This is a genomic window from Psychrobacter cryohalolentis K5 (assembly GCF_000013905.1).
Classification (GTDB): domain Bacteria; phylum Pseudomonadota; class Gammaproteobacteria; order Pseudomonadales; family Moraxellaceae; genus Psychrobacter; species Psychrobacter cryohalolentis.
The window spans coordinates 2,405,208-2,429,133 of the sequence record NC_007969.1 but is presented as its reverse complement, the minus strand read 5'-3'; the positions used below and the strand labels follow the sequence as shown (position 1 = coordinate 2,429,133).

Genomic DNA, 23,926 nt, shown 5'->3' with positions numbered 1-23,926 from the left:
ATTTTCTTGTGTGCTGTGCCTCCGCCGACAGAGGCGGCAAAAATTTCTATCTGCCTCTTTATGAGCTTTTTGTAATGAACTGAACATACGGATAATAAAAGGACAAAATAATATGAATGAAGCCCAGACTAACAACGACAATATTAATAACGACAATGCCAATAAAGAAACTGTTTTCTTACGCCAAGCAGAAGCTAGTGATATCGACGCACTTGAGCAGCTATTGAATCGCTGTTATCGGCAGACAGAAGGCTGGACCAATGAAGCAGACTTAATCGGTGGTATTCGTATCACTCAAGATGAGCTGGCTAGTACCATCGCCAATCCAAAACATTATCTTTTCGTTTATCCAAAAACCATAACAGGTGAGCGTGATGGAGAAGAAACAGGTGAGCTATTAGGCTGTATCGGAGTAGATATGCAAGTTAATGCTGCTGGTGATAAAAAAGCCTATATCGGCATGTTTGCCGTCCATCCTGAGTTACAAGGACAGGGCGTTGGCAACGTGGTTTTGCAAGCAGCCGAGACATTTGCAGGTCGTCATCTACAACCAGATGAGCAAGCTTCTGATAAAAAACCTGCTCGTTTGACCATGTCTATTTTAAGCCATCGTCCCGAGCTATTGTCTTATTATCAGCGCCGTGGTTATCAGCTAAATGGCAATAAAATGCCGTTTCCAAATGATGGTAATAATGGCGAGCCAAAGCGTCAGGATTTGGAATTATTAGAATTAGAAAAACCAGTCAGTTAAAAAATATGTAAAGGCTAATATTATCGACCCCAAAAGTATGTGAAAGTCATAAACAGTCCTATACTCAGCAGTAAAAATGCCACTACAATTAAGCGCTTAAACCAGTTAAATGCTGGTAAGCGTGTGGCATTGTCATTAGAGGTGATATAGGCAAATAAAAATATCAGACTGACAACCAAGGTTAAAATGCCAAGCCCAATCGGTAATATAAAAAAATACGCCTGCCACATGATTATCTCGCAACCATCATTATTAAGCACATCATAGCAGCATCCCGATTGTACTGTCTGAATTATCCGCACCTTAAATTTTATAAACATATCAGGACGACGACGTGAGAAATTTCAAAAAATCGGTATTCATTATGGTATTCACGCCGTTTTTTACCGCGTGTTCTAATGCGCCTCCTGAAAATACGGTTGAAGGGCTGATCGAAGCGCAATATGAGCAAACTACCAAGATAGTAGAGGACGCAAAGGCTAACGCAGGCAATGATAAGATGGCAAAAGCCATGAGCGGCATGATGGAGACCATGATGCCAAAGCTTGAGCGCATTGAGAATATCGACTGCGATGCCATTGAGGGTGAAAATGCCTATCTCTGTAGCGCTGATGTCACCCAAACGATAGCGGGTAATAGCCAAACCAACAAGACGGGATTTAAAGTTTATCTAGTCAATGATGAGTGGGTATTGGGTAATTAAAGGTTTTGATACTTTTTAATAAATAAGGGCTAATAAATAAGCACTAATAAATAAGCACTTCTATTGGTTGCTGATAATAAAAAAGGATGCCCAAACGGCATCCTTTTTATATAATAGATAAGGCTATTACTAATATTACCCGGTTCATTGCTAGCGCATCGTCACAAACTCTTCTGAGCCAGTGGGATGAATGGCGACGGTATTATCAAAGTCAGCTTTGGTTGCGCCCATTTTGATCGCTACCGCAAAGCCCTGAATCATTTCATCCACGCCAAAGCCGATACCGTGCAAGCCAATGACTTTTTCTTCCTCGCCTAAACATATCAGCTTCATTGTAGACTTTTGGCGATGCTTAGTCACCGCACTATACATATCCGTAAAGGTGGAGGTATAGCATTTAATATTGTCTTTACCAAATTGATTTACGGCATCGATTTCAGACAAACCAATGGTGCCGATAGGAGGGTGGGTAAAGATAACCGTCGGTATCAGCTCATAGTTTAGATGCTCATCAGGTTTGTTATTAAACAAGCGCTCTGACAAGCGACGACCTGCTGCGATAGCCACTGGCGTCAAATCAACACTGTTTTCGATAATATCGCCTACCGCATAAATCCCTTTAACATTGGTGTTTTGGAATTTATCGACTATGATTTTACCAAACTCGGTCGTTTCCACGCCCGTCACTTGCAAATTGATATTGTCCGTCGAAGGCGCGCGACCAATCGCCCAAATCAAGCAGTCTACGGTATCAAGAGCACCATCTGTGGTACACAAAGTCAGGCTACTATCGTCATTTTTAACAACTTCAGTGAGCGTGGTATTGGTATGCAATTGAATGCCATCTTGCTCCATCTCTATCAGCAAAGTCTCCACAATGGTGTGATCAAACGAGCGCAGTGGCGAGTGCTGACGGACATACAAGTGTACCTCAGCGCCGAGACTATTCATCACACCAGCGATCTCAACGGCGATATATCCCGCTCCAACGATAGCGACTCGTTTTGGCAAATGATTTAAGGCAAAAAAACCATCAGAATCGATGCCATGTTCTGCGCCTTTGATATTTGGCTTGATAGGATGACCGCCTGTAGCAATCAAAATATGGTCAGCGGTAATAAGCTCGCCATTCACTTCTACGGTATGATTATCAACAAATTTGGCAAAGCCTTTGATTACTTCTACACCGTTTTTTGCCAAGTTATTGTCATAAGCGCGGTGAATATTTTGAATATATTGTTGACGGCTCTGTACCAGTTTTTGAAAGTCAAAGCCTTTTAGCTCAACGTCAAAGCCATAATCTGGCGCATACTTATGAATGGCTCCAGCAACTTGTGCGCCATACCACATCACTTTTTTGGGTACGCAGCCCAAGTTCACGCAGGTGCCGCCTAATTGGTTGGCTTCGATAATGGCACATTTTTTGCCATAGCTCGCGGCTCGATTAATCGAAGCAATGCCGCCGCTACCGCCGCCAATGGCGATATAATCATAGTGTTTAGTCATATTGAGTCTCTTTATTAAGGGGTTGTTAATGTAATTTTGAACGTTAATTGAAAACAGTGCCTAGCTAAGAGCAGTCCATCATCTATACGATGGGACGACGTCTATAAAATAACAGTCCAGGAATAGATAAGCCCAGTACCAATCCTGAAGTCACAAATAACGCCTCAAACAAATACACCATCATTTGGCTAAATAACTCGTCTGAAAAACCAAAATAGCCAATCTGTACCATACTCACCATCGCCTTATAAGCGGCGATACCGGGCATCATACAGATGACACTTGGCGAAATTAATGCTTTGGGCGGTAGGGTATATTTCTTGGAAAAATACACCCCCAAAAAGCTGGCAAGCATCGCCCCAAAAAAGCTGGCCACAACGAGATGGACGTGTTGATAGACAAGCGCTGTTTTTAGCCCGAATCCAAACGCGGTCATCAGCAAACAAGGCAAAATGTAACGTTTGGGCACGCTAAACATCAGCGTCCAACCAAGGGTGATGATACACGACAGCACCACGGTTTCAATGAACCACATGTCAAAATCCCCAGTGCTGTATTCTAAGTAATCCCAGCGCCATTACGATACCAACGCACGCGGACAAAGTCAGCATATAGGTAAAAACGGCACGCCCAATCCCAATATTGACATAGCCTTTTAGGATATCTGAGAAAGAATTGATCAAAGGGAAGCTTGGCACTAGTAACAGAACGCTGGAGGCAACAGCAATATCGGCATTATTACCAATATCAAAGTAATAGGTAGTCGACCCAATTAAAGAGGCAATAAAAGCGGTCACGATGACCGCTATAAAGGGATTAAAATGGTGCTTGGACAGGTAGATACGAGTGAGCATCGCCACCATACCCGCGATAAAGGTTACGGCGGTAATTGACCAACTGCCGCCATTTAGATAAGCAAATGCAGCACAAGATGCGCCAACAAACACAGCCACTAGCCACGTCGGGTAAACGGTCTTATCTAATTCATCAAAGGCAAGTGTGGTGCGTTCAGTCAGCTCAGGCTTCAGTTTGTCATTATCATTATCTGTGAGGGCTTCGGTTTTATTGACGATTTGCTGGATTTGTACCAATAAATTGACATTAATACTCTGATTGATCGTGTCTCTGGTGGTGGTGATACAGCGCTCATCACAGATAGTGGTTAAGGTAATGGCATTAAAATTCAGTGAACATTCCACGCTGTTCATCCCCAACGCAAGCCCCAAGCGTTTACATAAGTCCACCACCACGGCAGACTCAGCGCCATATTGCATAAGCAGTAATCCACAGCGCACGCATAATCGAGTAATGTGCTGTTGCTGTACGTAGCTGATAGAGGTCATTGATTAGATACGCATATTGGCTATTGTGAGATTTGTGAATGGTATAACCATAAACAGTGTGAGCGGTTATAGGATATCGATACGGCAAGGTAACGATAGCATAACTTGCCGTACTTATTTGCTACTATTATAAAGCGTAAACCACTGTCGCAAGGAGAATAAAATGCATATCGCTATCTTAACGCTGACTTTTGCGCTGCCCGGTTGTAGCTCATTAAAGGAGAAACGCCAACGTATGGGCGGCTTGCACGCACGCTTTGGCAATACGCCAAGCGTCGCAGTCTGTGAGAGCGGCGAGCGAGATCGGCATGATGCCAGCGAATGGACGTTTGTGATCGTCGGGCTATCCAAACGTGAGGTTGAATCACAATGTAGTCAAATTGAAGAAAAAATAGAACGTACGGTAGATGCGCGGGTGATGAATGTTGAGAGAGAGTTTATTTAGGTTAATGGTAATTATCTTAAGTCTGAAAAATGTCTAACTTGTAGGTTGGGTGGAGCTTGCGACACCCAACATTTACTTTAAAAAAGAATATACTCATCCGCCCCAATTGATAGGAAGCAACCCATCTGTCACAAATCGATGAAATGAAGAATATTGCCAGTCTTTAGCCTGTTTAACATACCCATGTTTAATAGGGTTCATATGAATATAATCAATATGTGCTCGATAGTCTGATTCATCGCGAATGCAATGCTCCCAAAATCGACGTTGCCAAATACCACGCTCGCTTTTTTTAAGTCTACTACTCGAAATAGATTCTGTTTTGGCAATGTTATAAGAAAAGTAATATTTAATAAGTTTTATTCGTTTAGAGAAGTCTGCATCATTATTTGGCATAGTACATAACATATGCAAATGGTCTGGCAAGATAACAATGGCATCAATGTAGAAGGGGTATTTTTGTTTAACGAGTTTGAAGGCATGTCTAAGTGTTGCAATTTCTTTGACTAGCAAATCGCTAGACCTATCAGCTAGGTTGACAGTAAAAAAGTAGGTTGCTCCTTTTTGATAGTACCTTCGATACTGCATGCTATTCTGCAAATTATAACTAATAGCTGATATTACTTAATTTTGTTGGGTGTCGCAAGCTCCACCCAACCTACGGATTGTAGGTAATTTCGGGTTTGGATTGTAGGTTGGTGTCGAAGGATGAGACCTAACGAGTTGGTTTTGATGAATATGAGACAGTTGGGTTTCCTTCGTCAACCCAACCTACGAGCTTGCAAATAACACCGAATTTGTATCCCCTAATTTCACTCATATAGTTTATCTTGCATACAATTGGCACGCTCAATTGCCTTCCACTGACTATATTCTGGGTCGTCCTTCCCAAGGTAAGCACTGTTTACTTTTATAGCTTGTTCACATATTGCTCGATCATCACTTTTTCTGCGTGCTATGTCCCTCTCTTTTTTATCGTCCGCTGCTTTATTAACTACTTTTTCGTTGTAAGGTTCTTTTGTTTTTATTGGTGGTTCCCATACTTTATATTCTTTCTCACTACCCGAAGGGGCATTCGATAATACAACTTCCCTCGGTATTGCTTGTGCTGATATCACTGGCTCTGGCTTGAATTGCTCCAATGTTACTTTTTCAATTACTTCGTTCTTGGGAGCTTCTAGCGTTACTACTTTCTCAACTACTTCATGATGTTCTATGTTTTTTGACACTACGCTTTCGATTGGACATATGAAATTAACAATATCTTGATCTGTCCAATCTGGTGTTGGCGTATACCAATCCCCTAGGTCTGCTGATGTTAAGGCCTCAAGATTATCTGATGAGGTTTTTCTGATCTTACCGTTTGTGCAGTCAATTTGCATCTCCCCAAAAGAGTCACTTTCTTTCCCTCTACGTGCATACTTAACATTTTCAATGCCATAAGATGCAAAGTGAGAGATGAGGAAATAGCGACCATCTTCACCTGAACCAGAAAGTAACATTGGTATCTGTGTCAATGGCGAATCAAATAATGATCCCTGGACTTGCGGTGATTCTTTATCAGGTTCTGACTGCTCTTCACTGTATTGTCGTGCTTTTTCTGTATAGCCATCATAAGCACTTACAAGCCAAAAGCCGATAAGAACTATAATAATGATTAGGAAGATAGTTGCGCCAGAACAGCCACTATTCTTTTGTCTTTGACGACTGCTTGCTAGCAAATCATTGTTATCTATCTGTTCTGAAGGCGTGGGGAAACCACAACTAGGACAAGAGATACTTTGATCACTAATGGCTTTAGAACATTCAGGACAGTTAATTAGAGCCATTTTTTTCTACTTTATCTTCATTTGCAATATCCCGAGCACATTTCTGCAAGGTTAAGTACTAGAAAGTTGCTTAAATTTTTGGTAAATAAGATAAAGATTATAACTTATCAGTAATTTTTGAGCAACAAATGTCAGGATTTTATACTCTATAAAATAGAGTTTTTAAAGTCTATTTTATATATCATCACCAACAAAAAAGGCCACCCCCTAAAGAGTAGCCTTTTATCAACGATTAACCAGTTTGTATCAGCTTACTTCTTTCATCGCTTGCTCAAGCATCGGCTTCAAGAATATACCCGTGTACGATTCTTCAACTTCAGCCACTTCCTCAGGCGTACCTTCAGCGATGATCATGCCGCCACCTTTACCGCCTTCAGGACCTAAATCAATTACCCAATCCGCCGTTTTGATGACGTCCAAGTTGTGCTCGATGACCACGATAGTATTACCTTTATCACGTAAGGCATGCAAGATATGCAGCAGCTTATCGATATCATGGAAATGCAAACCAGTAGTTGGCTCATCCAAGATATAAAGCGTCTGTCCGGTATCGCGTTTGGCAAGCTCACGCGCCAGTTTGACACGCTGTGCTTCACCACCTGATAGCGTCGGTGCAGACTGACCCAAACGAATATAGCTCAGACCAACATCCATGAGTGCTTGCAGGCGACGATAGATGGCTGGTATCGCTGAGAAGAACTCAGTAGCATCTTCGACTGTCATATCAAGCACGTCGGCGATGGTTTTACCTTTATAGTGAATCTCTAAGGTCTCGCGGTTATAACGCTTGCCTTCACAAGTATCACACGGCACATACATATCCGGTAAAAAATGCATCTCAACTTTAATGAGACCATCACCTTGACACATCTCACAGCGTCCGCCTTTGACATTGAAGCTAAAGCGACCCGCTTTATAACCACGGGCGCGTGCTTCTTGAGTTTGTGCAAACATCTCACGTACTGGGGTAAACACGCCCGTATACGTCGCTGGATTTGAGCGCGGTGTACGACCAATCGGGCTTTGATCGATATCGACCATTTTATCCAAATGCTCAAGACCGCTAATGCTGTCATGCTTATCCGCGATGAGCGTGGAAGCATTGTTTAACTGAGTCGCGGCAAGTGGCATTAAAGTACGGTTAATCAAGGTCGATTTACCAGAACCCGAAACACCCGTGATACAAGTCATAATACCTATTGGCAAGGTCAAATCAACATCGTGTAAGTTATTGCCAGATGCACCTTTTAGCTCAATGGTCATAGGAACTTGTTTGGGCTTGGCTTTACCTTTAACTTCCATATCGATCGTTTTGGCTTTATGGCGAATGCTTGGAATCTCAATTCTTTTCTTACCAGACATATATTGTCCAGTCAGCGATTCTTTGTTTGCCATAATGTCATCGACCGTACCTTGAGCGATGATATGACCACCATGTATGCCAGCGCCCACTCCGATATCGATAACATGATCCGCTTGACGAATCGCATCTTCATCGTGCTCAACGACCAGTACCGTGTTGCCCAAATCACGTAAGCGCGTTAAGGTTTTTAGCAAGCGATCATTATCACGTTGATGTAAACCAATCGATGGTTCATCGAGTACATACATCACACCCATCAGACCTGCGCCGATTTGGCTAGCCAAACGAATACGCTGTGCTTCACCGCCCGATAGCGTTTCAGCAGAGCGGGCGAGGGATAAATAATCAAGTCCGACACTGACGAGGAAGTTTAGACGTTCATTGATCTCTTTAAAGATTTTTTCCGCAACTTCGCCTTTATGACCGCCAATTTTAATGGTCTTATAATATTCAGCCGCATCACCGATAGACAGCTTCACGATTTGAGCGATGGTTTGATCATCGACGCGGACATTGCGTGAGATCTCATTGAGACGCGCGCCATCACAGACATTACAAGTAGTATCAGCCAAGTATTTCGCTAGCTCGTCACGGACGAGATTGCTTTGGGTTTTGGCATAACGGCGCTCTAAGTATGGAAGCACACCTTCGAATGGTACGGTCTTGTTGGTTTTACGACCGCGCTCATCAGTAAAGTTAAACGTCAGCTTCTCTTTACCAGAGCCTTGCATAATAAGGTCTTGCTGTTCTTTTGGTAAATCTTGCCACGGTGCGTCCATATCGATTTTGAAGTGATTACAAACGGTAGATAGCAGACCAAAGTAATACGCATGACGCTTATCCCAACCATTAATCGCCCCTTGATTGAGCGATTTTTCGTGATGAGTAATCAGTTTTTCGGCAGAGAAATACTGACGTTTACCGAGACCATCACAGCTTGGGCAAGCACCATAAGGATTGTTAAAACTAAACATGCGCGGTTCAAGCTCAGACACGGCACGATCACAAACAGGGCAAGAGTGCTTAGCAGACATAACTTGGTTAGCATCACCGCCTTCTTTTGGATTGCCATCCATAAAGTGTAGCGTCACCAAACCTTGGCCTAAACGTAGAGCCGTCTCCAAACTTTCAGCGACGCGGTTACCCAAGTCATCACGAACTTTAAAGCGGTCAACGACGACTTCAATGGTATGTTTTTTCTTTTTATCGAGTGTTGGTAGCTCATCAGTATCGTAGACATCACCATCGACGCGTACACGTACAAACCCTTGCCCAATTAATTGCTCAAGCAACACGGTATGCTCACCTTTACGCTCACGAATAACCGGCGCAAGTATCATGATCTTGGTATCATCGGGCAGCGCCATGACTTGATCGACCATTTCAGTGACCGACTGCGCGACCATTGGCTCGCCATGCTCAGGGCAAAACGGCGTACCAATACGCGCATAAAGCAGACGCAGATAGTCGTAAATTTCGGTAATCGTACCGACGGTTGAGCGCGGATTATGGTTAGTCGATTTTTGCTCAATAGCAATCGCCGGCGACAAGCCTTCGATACTATCGACGTCTGGCTTCTCCATTTGAGATAAGAACTGACGCGCATATGCTGACAAGCTCTCGACATAACGACGTTGCCCTTCAGCATACAAGGTATCGAATGCCAATGAAGATTTACCAGAGCCTGATAAACCCGTAATGACCACAAATTTATCTCGTGGAATGTCTAAGTCGATATTTTTTAGATTATGAGTGCGTGCGCCGCGAACCTTAATATACTCGTGTGCCATCGGTGATAGGTTTCCTATTTGCTAAATGATATTTTCAAAAAAATTAAAAGGAGCAATCAATATGAGTCAAATGATTCATCAAAAACGTGGATAATTTTAAAATTGCTATTCAAATTAATACGGCTTTATAAAAATATGCAGTTTTCACAAAGCGATAGTAATGGCTGTCTATATTAGAATATGCTTTTAATACTTGAAACGGATAAAGGTAATCTAAATAAAGATTAACTAATATGAGTGGTTTGTTATAGATTTGGCAGAATAACGTCGTTTTGTAAAAAGATTTATCATAAATTTTTTCAGACCACAACGTTCTCAACGTCTTACTTTATTGTCATGATAGCTGCATTATTCAAGGTGCAATGACTCATCAGATGCACTTGGTAACAAAATTATTGCGTAAAATGAATGGCTTAAGTCGGTGTCCACTATGATGCTGAAGTAGGAGGGCAAAAGTCTCGGCAAGCAAACGGCGAATGTCTTATACTAGTGAGCTTAATTTGTAGGCTAAACCCTTGATACAGTCGTAATAATACAAGCAGAGCTGCCGTGATAAACCAGCAATGATGAACCAGTGAGGCAAGTATGAATAGCGTAGAAAAACGGGCAATCCTCGGGGTCGGTGGCATCTTTGCCTTGCGGATGATTGGTTTGTTTATGATTGTGCCAGTATTTTCTGTGTATGGTGATAATTATGCGCATGCGACGCCGTTTCTGATTGGTTTGGCAGTCGGTATTTATGGGCTAGGACAGGCAATATTTCAGATTCCAATGAGCCTTGCCGCGGATAAGTTCCCGCGTAAGCCGATTATATTTTTAGGTCTTGTCTTGTTTGCCATCGGCGGTATTATTGCTGCCAATGCCACAGATATTTACGAGGTCATTATTGGTCGAGCACTGGCAGGTAGTGGCGCGGTCTCTGCGGTATTGATGGCGTTACTTGCCGATGTAACTCGTGAGGAGATGCGCACCAAAGCGATGGCGACGATGGGTTTGACGATTGCGACCTCTATCATGCTTGCTTTTGCCTTTGGGCCTCTATTAGTAGGCTCGCTTGGCATCTCAGGATTGTTTTGGTTGACTGCAGGCTTTGCAGTTTTGGCGATGTTATTGTTACTGTTCGTCCCGACACCGCTACGGGTACTTAAGCACAATTTAGACAATAAATCGATTGGTCAGCAGTTGGCAACAGTTCTAAAAATTGGTGATCTAAATCGCTTGCACATTGGCATATTTGCTCTGCATCTGACCATGACCGCTATCTTTGTTATTTTACCGCATCAGCTTAATGACGTACTAGGATTGTCGGTACGTCAGCAAGGCTTGGTCTATTTGCCTTTATTGTTCATCGGTTTTGCCGTCGCGATACCTTTTATTATCATCGCCGAAAAGAAACGCAAAATGCGCCAAGTATTTTTGGCTGCGATTGCACTGATGACGGTTGCCTTAGCATTATTAGCGCTCGGTGGTCAGGTTGGCGTCGGTATTATATTAGGCTTATTGCTCTACTTTATGGGCTTTAATCTACTTGAAGCAACGATTCCTTCATGGATATCTAAGCGCGCACCAGTCGCCAATAAAGCCACTGCGATGGGGTTAAATTCATCCAGTCAGTTCTTTGGTGCTTTCGTTGGTGGCGCAATGGGCGGGTTGTTATTAAGTCAGCCTAATTTGTTGGCATGGGGCATATTGGCAATTATAATGGCAGCCTCTTTATTGCTGATTATTCCTATTGCTGATCCACCATATTTGTCAAGTACGACTGTGACGATACCAAAGAATATTGATATTCAGGACTGGTCACGGCAAATGCTGGCAGTAGATGGTGTTGATGAGCTGGTGGTCATGGCAAAAGAACAGGTTGCTTATTTAAAATTGGACAAGACGCAGCTCACAGATACTTCGCGACAGGAGCTGTCGCATTTGGCGCAAAGCCCTCTAGATATTTAACAGAAAAATGGTTAAAGTAAAAGTATATTACTGCTAAGATTGAGGCTTTATATTAAAGACTCGATTAAAGCTGGTAATAAAATTATTCATAAGTAAAAGGACGATATCATGCGCGGTGTTAATAAAGTTATCATCATCGGTAACCTCGGTGCAGACCCTGAGGCACGTCAATTCAATAACGGCGGTAGCGTGACCAATATTTCGGTTGCGACATCAGAGCAGTGGACAGACAAGCAAAGCGGTGAGAAAAGAGAAGCAACGGAATGGCATCGCATTTCGTTGTTCAATCGCTTGGGCGAAATCGCTGCGCAGTATCTTCGTAAAGGCAGTAAGGTATATATCGAAGGCAGCTTACGTACCCGTAAATATCAAGATCCCAACGGACAAGACCGTTATATCACTGAAATTCGTGCTGAACAAATGCAAATGCTAGATGGCTCGACAGGTGGTAGTAATGATGCTGGTGGTGGCTTTGGTAGCAATAACCAAGGTGGTCAAAGCAACCAAGGTGGCTATGGTAATCAGGGCGGCGGATTTAGTAACCAAGGTGGCCAGAACGACTATGGTCAGCAAGGAGGCAATCAGCCCGCTCAACAAGGCGGTTATAATCAAGGCGGCAGTGCGTCACAGGGTGGTCATCAAAATAGCTTTAATAATCAGAATGCGCCCGCTCAGCAGAATCAATTTAATAAACCGACTCAAGCACCAGCGCAGTCGAAGCCTACAGCAATGCCAGATGGCCCTGTAGACGATGACATTCCGTTCTGAGGATACAATAACAAGATGTTGTATTTATAAAGAAATAAACTTAGAGCCTTGCTAATGCAAGGCTTTTTAGTATGTACAGATAATGAAAGTGTAAGGAGTCATTTATATAATTAAGTCATTTTAAAACCGATATGCCAACAGAACCTGTGCATCAATGTGCCTGATAATAACTATACAGCCCTAATCATTACGGAGGCTATTTAAAGAAAGAATAATAAGTAATGCTATTTATTTAATATCATTGATTGTCATCGAATTAACTGCCATTTATTGATTTTAGCAGAAAATAACGATAAGTCATTGTTATTGTCAGTATTTTTGTTTATATTAGCGTTGCTTATAATTTTAAGCATTCACACTATATTTATCAGTAGACAATCAAATTTTTATCAATATGCGAAAGATTTATTATTTAATAATTACTGTATTTAGTAGTTCTTGATAAATCTATTTTTAGTATAAATGCTATTTATTTATACCCTTTATTTTAATGTGGAAAATACTATGAACAAAAGTAATGTTATTGATTTAAACAGCTTAAATGTTGATGAGCTACGTGCTATTACTGAAAATGCGCAGCAGCTTATTGCTCAAAAGCAACACCAGCGCTTGTATGATGCTTATACGCAGTTTGAAAAAATCGCTGAAGAAAGCAATGCCAGTATCGAGGAGATTTTACAAGCGGGCGAAAAACTAGAAAAGAAGCGTAGCATTAAATACCGTAATACCGACAATGACGAAGAAACATGGACTGGTCGCGGACGTAAACCAACATGGTTGGTAGAGGCATTAGCCGCAGGTCGTCGTCTTGAAGATTTTGCTATTTAATTTTCTAATGGATAGTCGCTGTTATATTTAGCAACGAACGCTCTGTCTATAAAGTTCCGTTTGATTAACGAGTAAATTGAACCTTTATAGGCAGATAAAAGCCAGTATCTTTTTACCAAAATAGTGGTAAAAAGATACTGGCTTTTTTGCTGTCATCTGTATGCTATTGTTTGCTATGATAATGACGTTTTTACCTGATATAAGAGTTATGCCATCGTGCCCCAAGTATCTGCCTCGTCTCATAAGCGTCCCCGTAAGCTGTGGTGGTTGATTGGACTTGTCTTGTTCGCGCTATTTGCTGTTTTGCAAATGCCAGCAGCATGGCTACTTGAAAAATATGCACCAGAGACGCCTTATATACAGCACGTGTCCGGTAATGTATGGCAGGGCGCTGCAATTTGGCAGATACCTCTGTCAGCGACGCCATTGATCGGGGCGGCTGAATGGTCGTGGCAGCCGTGGCATTTATTATTGGGTAAGTTTGGTGCGAAGATTGATATTTTATCAGAGCAAACTCGCCTCAATGGGCAGGTAAAAATAGGCGCAAATTCTTGGGAAGTAAAAGACATGAGCGGTAAAATTGCGCCTGAGACTTTGACTCGGGTTGTCGATTGGCAATTACCAAATACGCAAATTCAGGTCAATAATATCTCGCTCAAACGTCAGTCTGGTTCAAACGATGGTGACTCAAACAGTGACTCTAGCAAAAACACGTCCGGCTTTCGTCAAGCGTCAGGTCAGCTGACATGGATTGGCGGCGAGCTTGGTTATCCTAGCGGTGGCAAAATATTTTATCTCACCATACCGGCGCTGCGTGCTGAGCTGAGTACCGAGCAAAAAAATAACAAAAATCTGCTGCATATCAATCTTGTCAACAATCAAGACAAGCGTTTAGGCGACTTGTATCTTGATGGCGATAATATGTTGGATGTCAGCTTGACCCAGCGTCTGCTCGAGAGTATGCCTGAATACAAGGGAAAAGCGCCGCAGGATACGCCTGTGGTTAGTGTGCGTCAACCACTGTTAAATGGGCTAGGGACACGCTAGATGATGACGCTCCCTACCAGCTTAAAACCTGTGCTAAATATTTTTAACCGCTTTGCCGTTTGGCTGCTATTATTGGCAATCACTTGGTTAAGCTGGACGGCAGCGCGACTCTTATGGCTACTGCTTGCGCCACCGTTAGCGCCTGCATTACCACTGGTACCTTTACAGGATAACGCCTTATCCGCTCCAGATTATAGTAGTCTATTTGCTATTTTTGCCGACCCTGATCCTATCGCTGCTTTAGTGCAGCCGCCGCCTAATATTGTGCTAAAGGGTGTATTGCTGGCCATTCCAGAGAGTTTGTCTTCAGCACTTTTAGAGGTCAACGGTGAAGTCAAAAACTACCGAATTGGTGACACCTTAAAAGACAGCGATTACACGTTGGTTGCGGTTGCTTGGAACGAGATTATTATCGCTGATACTATTGACAAGGAAACGGTGATTCGTATGCCAGAAGCCATGCCACTTGATCAAAGTGCGATGATCGCAGGCGGGGTCAGTAATCAGCGCTTGCAAGATGGCAATATGCTACCTAATGCGCCTGTGCCTGACCTAAGCAATACTGGTAATCAACCGGCTGCCGAAGCACCTAGCGACAGCGCGCCTAAATCTGCAATTGACGAAGCAGTGACTGAATTACAAGAAAACCCTGCCAGTTATTTAAGTAGAATGGGTGTAATGGCAGGAGGCGATAACTATCAAGTCACAGCAGCGATGCCTGCTAATATACGCAATCGCTTGGGACTTGAATCTGGTGATCGAGTACTGAAAGTCAACGGGCAAAGCGTCGGTAGTAATCCTGCTCAGGATGCTCGCGTATTACAACAAGTGAAGCAATCAGGGGAAGCACAGATAGAAGTACAACGTGGCGATCAAGTCATTACGATTCGGCAGCAGTTTTAGCATATATAAGTGACAAAAATGATTCTTCAAAATAAATATTTGTTGGTTGATATTATTAGCGATATGATGGCCAACGTAACTTAGTATCAATTAAAATTATGACTTATCAAATCCAGTAACCATTATATTCAACATACGTTGAATTCAGTACATACCAAGCGCCATCACTGTAGGTAATCATCAATATGGTCAGTTCTCATAATTTTTCAGTCACACCTTTGCATCATATTTTGCAGCGTTTGATGCGATTGTGCCGTCCTCTTTGCTTGGCCATACCACTATGGGCGGCTAGTACTGGGCTGGTGAGTGCTGAAAGCTGGAAAGTCAATTTGCAAGATGCTGATATCAAAGCCTTTATCAATGAAGTGGCGACGATTACCAATCAAAACTTCGTCCTTGATCCGCGCATCAACGGTAATGTGACTGTGATCTCCAACAAGCCTTTGTCGCGTGATGAGATTTATCAGCTGTTTTTGAGCGTGATGCAAGTCAACGGTATCGCTGCTATCGATTCAGGTACAACGATTAAACTGGTGCCAGATAACGTCGCCAAACAAACCGGTGTTGCTGTTGATTTACGTGGTGAGAGCGTCGGTGAAACCTTGGCAACGCGGGTGATTTATCTGACGAATACTCAAGCAGCAGAAGTCTTGGGCGTTATCCGTCCGCTCATGCCACCGTCTGCACATGCCGCTGCTGTGCCTGGAGTCAATGCCTTAGTGCTGTCCGATCGTGCTGATAGCCTAAATCAGCTGACAGCGCTTATCCGTGATTTAGACAGTAATGTGAATGACAGCTTACAAGTCATACCACTACGTCATGTCGATGCCGAACGTATGATGGAGTTGATTAGCGCACTGGTGGCGAGTGCTGGTAGCGGCCAGGCAACTGGCAACAATCAGCTAAAGGTTATCGCCGACACGGCGAGCGACAGACTGTTGGTTAAAGGCAGTCCTGAGATGATTGCCAAGGTTCAAGAGATGGTCAATCAATTGGACACAACGCCATCAAGGCGCTTAAGTGGTCTGCGTGTTTTCCGCCTAAAATATGCCAGTGCCGGTCATATTGCTGAGATGCTGCGCGGTCTCCTTGCCAGCCAATCAATCAATAGCTCTGGTGGTTCTTCAACATTAGAGTCAGCATCATTGAATGATGCCGCTGCTACAGGGTCGTCGCTAACTGGTGGTGCTAATAGTAAGGTAGGTAGCAATAGTATCGGTGGTACTGCTGCTACGCCTTTACCGAATAATAGTTCCGCGGGTACAAGTATCGGTATCGGTGGTCGACCTTTTAGTATTATCGCTGATGAAACTCAAAACGCCGTCATTGTTAATGCAGCACCTGAGCTGATGTTTGAGATCGAAGACGCTGTCAATCAGTTAGACAGCCGCCGCTCGCAAGTATTGATTCAAGCAGCTATTGTTGAAGTGTCGGGCGATGATGCAACGCAGCTTGGGGTTCAGTGGGCGCTAGGTAATGCCAATAGCGGTTATGGCGTGGTGAACTTCAATAATGTGGGCGCAAGTGCAGTTTCACTTGCCGCTGCTGCTTTGTCAGGTGGTACAGGGATAAGCGCAGCAGCAGGCTCCATTGCTGGTGCTTTGTTAGGTATTGGCAGTAGTAGTAAAGACAGCAAAGGCAATGCGCAGTTCTATGGTGCTATCTTGCAAGCGCTTGATTCTTCTACCAGCGCCAATCTGCTATCTATGCCATCGATTTTGACCTTGGACAATGAAAAAGCCAGTATCTTAGTGGGTCAGAACGTGCCGTTTGTGACAGGCTCCTACACGACGGGTAGTGACTCTTCGACGAACCCCTTTCAAACGATTGATCGCCAAGATATTGGTATCAATCTAAACGTCATCCCGCATATTGGTGCAAACGGCACCGTACGTTTAGAGGTATCACAGGAAGTCTCTTCAGTCGTACCGGGTAGTGCTGGGAATGCTAGCGGTCTTATCACCAATAAAAGCCTGATCAATACCACCATTTTGGCAGACGATCAGCAGACCATTGCCTTAGGTGGCTTGATGCGCGACAACTCCACTACGCGCCAACAAAAAGTGCCAGGTTTGGGTAATGTACCCCTTATCGGTCGACTGTTCCGTTCGGACAATGACAATAGCCAAAAAAGCAATTTAATCATATTTTTACAGCCGACTATCCTCCGTGATGGCGGTGCAGTAGCAAGCGTGACAGAGCGTAAATACAATCAGATGCGCGTTCTTCAGCTGGTTATCGATAAAAACGGTACGATTAAACAGCTGCCATTAAGCGGTACCGAAGGTTGGAATGGTGATATTATTGCTGATTATGAGCTTATGCCACTCAATCCTTTGATTCCTAAACGGGATCAAAAGCCAAAAACAACTTCCAAAGGTTTTACTCGTGTTGATAGTCCAAGCACAGGTATCACAACTTATCCCTTAAATCGTTAAGCGCTTTTATGGTTGTTTGCTAATAGATTATCTAAGATTTTAGCGCTTACCAAACTCTACTTTCATATCTCTCTCAAAGTTTTACTATACTTAAAAGTACGGTGTATGATACATACACCGTACTTTAGTTTGCGTATCCATATAATAGATAAACATACACCTTGGCTATACGCGTATAATAAAAACAGATAACATGGGTATGTCACGCTTTTGCTGATAGTACGATATATTTGTTAAAATAGATAAAGGTCATCTATAAAGCCGTATTTATCAAATATCGGCTAAGTACTATTCGTCAGTTAATTTTAAAAGGTAACTATAATGGCAAGCACTAATAATAAAAAAAAGTGGCTGGCATTAAGCGTAGTGGGTATTGCATTGGTACTGGTACCAAGACGCAGTAGTCAAAAGGCGCACAAACCAGTGCCTGAAAATTATGACCCTATAGAAAAAGCTAAAAGTACAGATAGTGAGTAAAATGATTATTTAGAAAGTAGTTAATGGGAAAGCTGACTTATCATAGCAATGATGAATTTTGGAGTTTCTTGATGACGGGGATTGATACATCAGCTATCAATAATAAAGTAAGAACGAAGATTTTTCCTTTAATTGATACTCATACGCATTTTGATGCTCCTGTGTTTGATAAGGATAGAGGTGAGCAGGCGCAATTTGCCTATGATAAAGGTGTGCGCCATTTAGTTTTGGTTGGCTACTTGCACCGATATTTTGCACGGCTTTATGAGAATCAGCAGCAGATAAATGATCTTTGTCAGTTGGATAAAAAAAATTGTTTGAACCAAAGAAACCGTTTTCCTAAAGTACATATTGCGCTAGGTTTACATCCTTTTTATATTGAGCAGCATACAGAAGCCCATTTGGAAGAAATGGCGCAAATGCTAAATGAACAGCGTCCATTGGCCATTGGTGAAATAGGTTTAGATACTTTTACCGATGCCATGAAGCAGCCTGAAACGTTTGCCAAACAACAGCGGTTTTTTATTGCGCAGTTAGATATGGCAGCGGCACATCAGCTACCTGTTATGCTGCATATTCGTAAAGCACATGCCGAAGCACTGGCTTTACTAAAAGCGCATAATTATGACGCGCATAAGCTTGGCGGCATTGCCCATAGTTTTAGTGGCGGTGTACAAGAAGCCAAAGCCTTTGCGAAATTAGGGTTTAAGCTTGGCGTGACTGGGCAAATAACCAATCCCAATGCGAAAAAACTGCGCCTTGCCATTCAAGCTGCGGTTGAGAGTTATGGTATTGACTGTTTGGTTATCGAGACAGATTGCCCCGATATGATGCCTATCCTAGGCCAGACGCTAGATAATAATTTAGAAGATGCGTCATCTAATAACGCGTCTGTGCTTGGACGAGATAAAAATAGCGAATGGGGTGATACATCTATGCATAGTAGGAATGTTCCTGCAAATTTGCTTTATGTATTACATAGCTTGAGCGAATTACTAAATGTTCCTGCGGCTATTCTCGCTCAGCAATTGTGGCTCAACAGTTGTAATGCTTTGCAAACTAAGTGGTCTTATACGCTTTGAAGTTTTTAGCACATACTAATCAATATATAGATGGTTTAACAATAAAATTTTTAAAAGAGTTTCTACATCGTTATGAATGAAGACACACAGATGCAGTCAGATATTATCCAGCCAGAGCCTATCGAAGAGCAAATGTTTGTATCTGAAATATTAGAGACACCTGATAGAGATGCGGAGCAGTATGAGCGCCGTTTTAAAGGTACTCAGACACTGTATGGTAATGCTGCGGTAGATACATTTTCTGCTGCGCATGTTTATGTTATTGGGGTAGGCGGTGTCGGTTCCTGGGCAGCAGAGGCTTTGGCGCGTACGGCTGTTGGTACTATTACATTAATTGATTTAGATATATTGGTAGCATCCAATGTCAATCGGCAGCTGCCCTCTTTAGATAGTACCTTTGGGCAAAGTAAAATTGAGGCGATGGCAGCACGTATTCGTGAAATCAATCCAAAAGCCACGTTGCATTTGGTTGATGATTTTTTGACCGCTGAAAATGTCGCAACATTGCTGCCCAGTCGTGAAGAAGCAAAAACGGCGGCACAAACCGCTCCGATTGTGATTTTAGACTGTATCGATGATATGGATGCCAAGCTTGCCATTGCTTTGCATTGCCGCTTTAACAAACTAAAATTGGTCTGTGCTGGCGGGGCAGGTGGTAAAATAGACCCCAGTCAGATCAGAGTCGGCGATTTACGAGACACCTATCAAGATCCATTATTGGCCAAATTACGTAATAAATTGCGCCATGAAAAGGGCATTAATAGTGCCCTAAAAGAGAAATTTGGTATCAAGTGTGTTTATTCGACAGAACCACCGCGCGTAGACAAGAGCTGTCAAACAGGTGGTTTGCACTGTGGTGGTTATGGTTCGGCGGTCGTCGTCACCTCAGTAGTTGCCATGCTTATGGTGAGTGAGGCATTACAATTATTGCTTAAGCAGGCGGCTGTTAAACCAAGCCTCTGATATGAATTTATGGAGTCCACCTTGTCTATATCCAACGTACCAGACTTTGATTACCCTATCGCAGAAGATGACGCTGAGCGTATCAATAGGCTCAAAAAATATCAGGTATTTAATACCAATCAAGAGTCTTCTTTTGCACGTCTGACTGAGCTTGCGAAACTGTTTTTTAATGTGCCGATGGTTGCGATTACTTTTATAGATGAGGAAACTCAGTACCTAAAATCTGGTATTGGTTTTGACGAGGTATGTACCACGACACGTAATGTGGCTATTTGTAATTATACTATATTGTCTGATAGTATTTTTGTGGTAGCTGATTTGGCAAGCGATGAGCGCTTCAATACATATCCATTTGTCGCTCAATGGCCTAAGATACGCTTTTATGCTGGTGCACCCATCATCACGCATGAAGACGGTAAAAATTATCGTTTTGGCTCTTTATGTTTAATGGATATAGAGCCTCATCATGATTTCAGTGATGAAAAAGCCAACATACTAGCCCAATTTGCGACGATGGCAGCCGACGCTTTAAAGCTACAAGAGCAGCAGCGTAATGCCAAATATGCCAATGAGATGAAGTCAGCGTTTTTGGCCAATATGAGTCATGAGATACGCACACCGATGAATGGTATCATCGGTATGGTTGAGATGCTCAGTGACACCATGCTGAGCGTTGAACAAAGAGAATATATCGAGAATATAAAAGTATCAAATGAGCATTTGCTCGCGATTATCAATGGTATTTTAGACTTATCAAAAGTCGAAGCCGGTAAAATGACTATCGATTCTATCCCGATGAATCTATCTAGTCTCTGTAATGAGGTCGTTAGCTTATTTGCTATCAAAGCTCGCCAACGTGGCTTAGTTTTAGACTATCACTATACCGAGTCACTATCGCCTTATGTTAAAGGGGATCCCGTACGTCTTAAGCAGGTCATGGTAAATTTGGTCAATAATGCGATTAAATTTACCCGTGAAGGCGGGCGTGTAACGATTGATGTTAAACATATGCAAGACAATCCTTGTCTAGATAATAAGGATTGCGATCACGCTAAAGGAAATAATGATAGTCGTTTAGATTTTGCTATTGATGATAAAAATAGCACAACGATTCATCAAGAAATGACTTTATGTATTGAGGTTACGGATACAGGCGTCGGTATTAAGTCTGAATCATTAGAGGCGATATTTGATGCTTATGATCAAGCAAATAAATATACTCATAGGCTTTATGGTGGTACCGGACTTGGCTTGTCTGTTTGTAAGTCTCTAGTGGAGCTAATGGGTGGCTATATTGAAGTAGATAGCGTAGTCGGTATTGGCACAACCTTTAGAGTATTATTGCCGCTACCGTGTATTGCTGCAGAAGATTATGAGATATGGCAAACGGACAATGACTTTACAATAACGTTGCCGAGTGATGAGCTGGTCGGTCATATTCTGTTGGTTGAGGATGACAGTGTGAACGCGATGATTGCCAAAAAAGCCCTTAATAATGGTGGTCATACGGTCACTCACGTCAATGACGGGCAACAAGCTATCGAGATATTTGCTTTATATCCTGAGCGTTATGATGTGATTTTGATGGATCATCATATGCCGATTATGGATGGGGTACAGGCAACCATCAAACTTCACGAGCTGTATGCTCCTCAAGACTTGCCGCCTATTATTGCGTTGACTGCCAATGCAATGGATGGCGAGCGTAAAAAATACCTTGATGTGGGTATGCAGGATTATTGTACAAAGCCTTTCAAACAAGAGCAGCTGAATGCGTTGGTGCAATATTGGTTGATGCATAAGCAATCATTAGAACAATAATTGGCAGTTTAATTCCACCCTTTATTATTCATGACTTATTTGCTAGCCATTAAAAAAGCTTAACCTCTCTCTCTGAGCGGTTAAGCTTTTTTGTTCTTACAGACAGACTAGAGCTATCTATTAATAGCTTTAGCTAACGCGCGTTTGATAATCGCCAGTACGAGTATCTACACGTACTACTTCACCTTGCTGCACAAATAATGGTACACGTACCACAGCGCCAGTCTCTAACGTTGCAGGCTTGCCGCCGCCGCCTGAGGTATCACCACGTACACCCGGATCGGTTTCAGTGATTTGCAATTCAACGAAGTTTGGCGGTGTTACTGAAAGAGGAGCACCGTTGAATAAAGTGATGGTACATAGTGCATTGCTGTTTTCTTTTAACCACTTTATTGAATCGCTCATCGCTGTTTTGTCCGCTTGAATCTGCTCAAAACTCTCAGGATGCATGAAATGCCAAAATTCACCATCGTTATAGAGATAGTTCATTTCAGTGTCCATGACATCAGCAGCTTCTAAGCTATCGCCTGACTTAAAGGTTTGTTCCAATACTTTACCACTACGAAGATTGCGCAATTTAACACGGTTAAAGGCCTGTCCTTTACCTGGTTTGACAAACTCGTTTTCAAGAATGGCACAAGGGTTGCCATCGAGCATGACTTTGAGACCAGATTTAAATTCATTGGTAGAAAAACTTGCCACGGAAGACTCCTAAGGGTTTAGAAAAAGGGTTGAAAAAAAGGATGGTAAATATTTTTAGTGAAAATGGAGTACCAGATTTACCGTGCTAAAAGATATGAGCCATTCTAGTACATAAACGATAGGACGTTTGCTTTGATAGGCGACGCCCTAACAGCGTATAATATCGGCTTTTGGGCACAGGTATTAGGTTGTCATGATAAACCATTTAATCACACAAAAAAACTGGCAAACGCAATTATCCGAAGCCATTACCTCTATTGATGAGCTGCTTGAGATATTAGAGCTACAATCTCTGCGCTCAGAGGTCTACGTGCCTAAGCATTTTGAGCTGCGAGTACCGCGTGCCTTTGTGGCAAAAATGACCGTTGGTGATCGTGATGATCCTTTGTTAAGACAGGTCTTACCCAATCATAAAGAGCAAATGGCAGTGGCGGGCTATGTGGCTGACCCACTAGCCGAAAATGCGCATAATCCTGTTAAAGGCGTGCTGCATAAATATCAATCAAGACTGCTATTAACCATTACTGGTGCTTGCGCGATTCATTGTCGTTACTGCTTTCGTCAGCATTTTGACTATAGTGCCAATATGCCAACTGCCAGTGCAAAACAGGATATTATCGATTATATCAGCGCCCATCCTGAGATTAATGAAGTTATCTTAAGTGGCGGTGATCCATTAAATGTGACCAATAGACGTCTATTTGCTTGGCTAGATACTTTGGAGGCGATTGGGCAACTGACAACCATTCGTATACATACCCGTCTGCCGCTCGTGATTCCAGCAAGGCTTGATGATGCGCTATTAGAGCGTTTGGCACAAAGCCGCTGTCAAATCGTCATGGTCATTCATGGTAATCATGCCAATGAGATTGATGCGTTGACAGCAGAGTATTTGCAGCGCGCTCGTGCCGCAGGAATTACTTTATTAAATCAAGCGGTACTTTTAAAAGGTATCAATGACAGCGTTAGTGCGCAAACGGCATTGAGTCAGCGTTTATTTGCAGCGGGCGTGTTGCCCTATTATCTACATGTACTAGATAAAGTGGCGGGCGCGGCTCATTTTGACAGTGATGAGGAATTTGCCATTGAGCTTTATTGGTCGCTATTGGCTAAATTACCGGGCTACCTAGTACCCAAACTGGTCAGAGAATTGCCAAACGAACCTTTCAAAGTACCAATTAATGTTTACAATAATAAGTAAATTGTGCACTATGATA

The 23,926-nt window shown here is 42.7% G+C and carries 22 protein-coding genes; 14 read left to right on the top strand and 8 right to left on the bottom strand.

Going from position 1 to position 23,926, the window contains the following annotated elements; all coding sequences use genetic code 11:
* Positions 1-112: 112 nt before the first annotated feature.
* Complete coding sequence (locus PCRYO_RS10075; RefSeq protein ID WP_011514289.1) at positions 113-751, top strand: GNAT family N-acetyltransferase; 639 nt, start codon at positions 113-115, stop codon at positions 749-751.
* Between the two features lie 20 nt (positions 752-771).
* Here the strand turns inward: PCRYO_RS10075 and PCRYO_RS10070 are convergent, their stop codons facing one another.
* A complete protein-coding gene (locus PCRYO_RS10070) occupies positions 772-981 on the bottom strand; it encodes a hypothetical protein (RefSeq protein WP_041753214.1) in 210 nt (69 codons plus the stop codon).
* A 104-nt stretch (positions 982-1,085) separates the two neighbouring features.
* Between PCRYO_RS10070 and PCRYO_RS10065 the strand changes: the two genes are divergently transcribed.
* Entirely contained in the window at positions 1,086-1,454 is a 369-nt protein-coding gene (locus tag PCRYO_RS10065; RefSeq protein ID WP_226939360.1) for a hypothetical protein, read from the top strand.
* A 150-nt stretch (positions 1,455-1,604) separates the two neighbouring features.
* Here the strand turns inward: PCRYO_RS10065 and gorA are convergent, their stop codons facing one another.
* From gorA to PCRYO_RS10050, 3 genes are all read right to left on the bottom strand, one after another.
* Positions 1,605-2,960: a glutathione-disulfide reductase gene (gene gorA, locus PCRYO_RS10060; protein WP_011514286.1), complete on the bottom strand. Its 1,356-nt coding sequence runs from the start codon at positions 2,958-2,960 to the stop codon at positions 1,605-1,607.
* A gap of 82 nt (positions 2,961-3,042) precedes the next feature.
* The gene (locus tag PCRYO_RS10055; protein WP_011514285.1) at positions 3,043-3,495 is read right to left on the bottom strand and encodes a threonine/serine exporter family protein; all 453 of its coding nucleotides are present in this window, start codon (positions 3,493-3,495) and stop codon (positions 3,043-3,045) included.
* Between the two features lies 1 nt (position 3,496).
* Complete coding sequence (locus PCRYO_RS10050) at positions 3,497-4,303, bottom strand: threonine/serine ThrE exporter family protein (protein ID WP_011514284.1); 807 nt, start codon at positions 4,301-4,303, stop codon at positions 3,497-3,499.
* A gap of 163 nt (positions 4,304-4,466) precedes the next feature.
* On the opposite strand from PCRYO_RS10050, the gene PCRYO_RS10045 reads away from it, so the two are divergent.
* A complete protein-coding gene (locus PCRYO_RS10045; RefSeq protein ID WP_011514283.1) occupies positions 4,467-4,748 on the top strand; it encodes a DUF503 domain-containing protein in 282 nt (93 codons plus the stop codon).
* Between the two features lie 93 nt (positions 4,749-4,841).
* Here PCRYO_RS10045 and PCRYO_RS10040 read toward each other — a convergent pair whose 3' ends face one another.
* The 3 genes from PCRYO_RS10040 to uvrA form a co-directional block, all read right to left on the bottom strand.
* Positions 4,842-5,336 (bottom strand): REP-associated tyrosine transposase, encoded by a 495-nt coding sequence (locus tag PCRYO_RS10040; protein ID WP_011514282.1) that lies wholly within the window; start codon positions 5,334-5,336, stop codon positions 4,842-4,844.
* 224 nt (positions 5,337-5,560) lie between these two features.
* Entirely contained in the window at positions 5,561-6,577 is a 1,017-nt protein-coding gene (locus PCRYO_RS10035; RefSeq protein WP_011514281.1) for a zinc ribbon domain-containing protein, read from the bottom strand.
* A 246-nt stretch (positions 6,578-6,823) separates the two neighbouring features.
* The gene (gene uvrA / locus PCRYO_RS10030; RefSeq protein ID WP_011514280.1) at positions 6,824-9,730 is read right to left on the bottom strand and encodes an excinuclease ABC subunit UvrA; all 2,907 of its coding nucleotides are present in this window, start codon (positions 9,728-9,730) and stop codon (positions 6,824-6,826) included.
* Positions 9,731-10,315: 585 nt separating this feature from the next.
* Between uvrA and PCRYO_RS10025 the strand changes: the two genes are divergently transcribed.
* The 10 genes from PCRYO_RS10025 (at position 10,316) to PCRYO_RS09985 (ending at position 22,007) form a co-directional block, all read left to right on the top strand.
* Positions 10,316-11,680, top strand: a complete 1,365-nt coding sequence (locus PCRYO_RS10025) for an MFS transporter (protein WP_011514279.1) — start codon at positions 10,316-10,318, stop codon at positions 11,678-11,680.
* 108 nt (positions 11,681-11,788) lie between these two features.
* Positions 11,789-12,448: a single-stranded DNA-binding protein gene (ssb, locus tag PCRYO_RS10020; RefSeq protein ID WP_011514278.1), complete on the top strand. Its 660-nt coding sequence runs from the start codon at positions 11,789-11,791 to the stop codon at positions 12,446-12,448.
* 504 nt (positions 12,449-12,952) lie between these two features.
* Complete coding sequence (locus PCRYO_RS10015) at positions 12,953-13,276, top strand: H-NS family nucleoid-associated regulatory protein (protein WP_020444129.1); 324 nt, start codon at positions 12,953-12,955, stop codon at positions 13,274-13,276.
* 216 nt (positions 13,277-13,492) lie between these two features.
* A complete protein-coding gene (gene gspN / locus PCRYO_RS10010) occupies positions 13,493-14,323 on the top strand; it encodes a type II secretion system protein N (protein WP_041753212.1) in 831 nt (276 codons plus the stop codon).
* A complete protein-coding gene (locus PCRYO_RS10005) occupies positions 14,324-15,226 on the top strand; it encodes a type II secretion system protein N (RefSeq protein ID WP_011514275.1) in 903 nt (300 codons plus the stop codon).
* A gap of 185 nt (positions 15,227-15,411) precedes the next feature.
* Positions 15,412-17,664, top strand: coding sequence for a type II secretion system secretin GspD (gene gspD / locus PCRYO_RS10000; protein ID WP_011514274.1), 2,253 nt, complete (start codon positions 15,412-15,414; stop codon positions 17,662-17,664).
* A gap of 321 nt (positions 17,665-17,985) precedes the next feature.
* Positions 17,986-18,141, top strand: coding sequence for a hypothetical protein (locus PCRYO_RS13200; protein ID WP_156772649.1), 156 nt, complete (start codon positions 17,986-17,988; stop codon positions 18,139-18,141).
* 71 nt (positions 18,142-18,212) lie between these two features.
* Positions 18,213-19,223, top strand: coding sequence for a TatD family hydrolase (locus PCRYO_RS09995; RefSeq protein WP_011514273.1), 1,011 nt, complete (start codon positions 18,213-18,215; stop codon positions 19,221-19,223).
* 72 nt (positions 19,224-19,295) lie between these two features.
* Positions 19,296-20,186, top strand: a complete 891-nt coding sequence (locus tag PCRYO_RS09990; RefSeq protein WP_011514272.1) for a tRNA threonylcarbamoyladenosine dehydratase — start codon at positions 19,296-19,298, stop codon at positions 20,184-20,186.
* Positions 20,187-20,207: 21 nt separating this feature from the next.
* A complete protein-coding gene (locus PCRYO_RS09985; RefSeq protein WP_226939359.1) occupies positions 20,208-22,007 on the top strand; it encodes a GAF domain-containing hybrid sensor histidine kinase/response regulator in 1,800 nt (599 codons plus the stop codon).
* A 129-nt stretch (positions 22,008-22,136) separates the two neighbouring features.
* Here PCRYO_RS09985 and efp read toward each other — a convergent pair whose 3' ends face one another.
* Entirely contained in the window at positions 22,137-22,709 is a 573-nt protein-coding gene (gene efp / locus PCRYO_RS09980) for an elongation factor P (RefSeq protein ID WP_011514270.1), read from the bottom strand.
* Between the two features lie 193 nt (positions 22,710-22,902).
* On the opposite strand from efp, the gene epmB reads away from it, so the two are divergent.
* A complete protein-coding gene (gene epmB, locus PCRYO_RS09975; protein WP_011514269.1) occupies positions 22,903-23,910 on the top strand; it encodes an EF-P beta-lysylation protein EpmB in 1,008 nt (335 codons plus the stop codon).
* The last annotated feature ends 16 nt before the right edge of the window (positions 23,911-23,926 follow it).

Excerpts from the sequence above, each read along its gene's own strand:
- PCRYO_RS10075 (WP_011514289.1), top strand. The coding sequence starts at position 113 with ATGAATGAAGCCCAGACTAACAACGACAATATTAATAACGACAATGCC.
- PCRYO_RS10070 (WP_041753214.1), bottom strand. The coding sequence starts at position 981 with ATGTGGCAGGCGTATTTTTTTATATTACCGATTGGGCTTGGCATTTTA.
- gorA (WP_011514286.1), bottom strand. The coding sequence starts at position 2,960 with ATGACTAAACACTATGATTATATCGCCATTGGCGGCGGTAGCGGCGGC.
- PCRYO_RS10055 (WP_011514285.1), bottom strand. The coding sequence starts at position 3,495 with ATGTGGTTCATTGAAACCGTGGTGCTGTCGTGTATCATCACCCTTGGT.
- PCRYO_RS10050 (WP_011514284.1), bottom strand. The coding sequence starts at position 4,303 with ATGACCTCTATCAGCTACGTACAGCAACAGCACATTACTCGATTATGC.
- PCRYO_RS10045 (WP_011514283.1), top strand. The coding sequence starts at position 4,467 with ATGCATATCGCTATCTTAACGCTGACTTTTGCGCTGCCCGGTTGTAGC.
- PCRYO_RS10040 (WP_011514282.1), bottom strand. The coding sequence starts at position 5,336 with ATGCAGTATCGAAGGTACTATCAAAAAGGAGCAACCTACTTTTTTACT.
- PCRYO_RS10035 (WP_011514281.1), bottom strand. The coding sequence starts at position 6,577 with ATGGCTCTAATTAACTGTCCTGAATGTTCTAAAGCCATTAGTGATCAA.
- uvrA (WP_011514280.1), bottom strand. The coding sequence starts at position 9,730 with ATGGCACACGAGTATATTAAGGTTCGCGGCGCACGCACTCATAATCTA.
- PCRYO_RS10025 (WP_011514279.1), top strand. The coding sequence starts at position 10,316 with ATGAATAGCGTAGAAAAACGGGCAATCCTCGGGGTCGGTGGCATCTTT.
- ssb (WP_011514278.1), top strand. The coding sequence starts at position 11,789 with ATGCGCGGTGTTAATAAAGTTATCATCATCGGTAACCTCGGTGCAGAC.
- PCRYO_RS10015 (WP_020444129.1), top strand. The coding sequence starts at position 12,953 with ATGAACAAAAGTAATGTTATTGATTTAAACAGCTTAAATGTTGATGAG.
- PCRYO_RS10005 (WP_011514275.1), top strand. The coding sequence starts at position 14,324 with ATGATGACGCTCCCTACCAGCTTAAAACCTGTGCTAAATATTTTTAAC.
- gspD (WP_011514274.1), top strand. The coding sequence starts at position 15,412 with ATGGTCAGTTCTCATAATTTTTCAGTCACACCTTTGCATCATATTTTG.
- PCRYO_RS13200 (WP_156772649.1), top strand. The coding sequence starts at position 17,986 with ATGGCAAGCACTAATAATAAAAAAAAGTGGCTGGCATTAAGCGTAGTG.
- PCRYO_RS09995 (WP_011514273.1), top strand. The coding sequence starts at position 18,213 with ATGACGGGGATTGATACATCAGCTATCAATAATAAAGTAAGAACGAAG.
- PCRYO_RS09990 (WP_011514272.1), top strand. The coding sequence starts at position 19,296 with ATGAATGAAGACACACAGATGCAGTCAGATATTATCCAGCCAGAGCCT.
- epmB (WP_011514269.1), top strand. The coding sequence starts at position 22,903 with ATGATAAACCATTTAATCACACAAAAAAACTGGCAAACGCAATTATCC.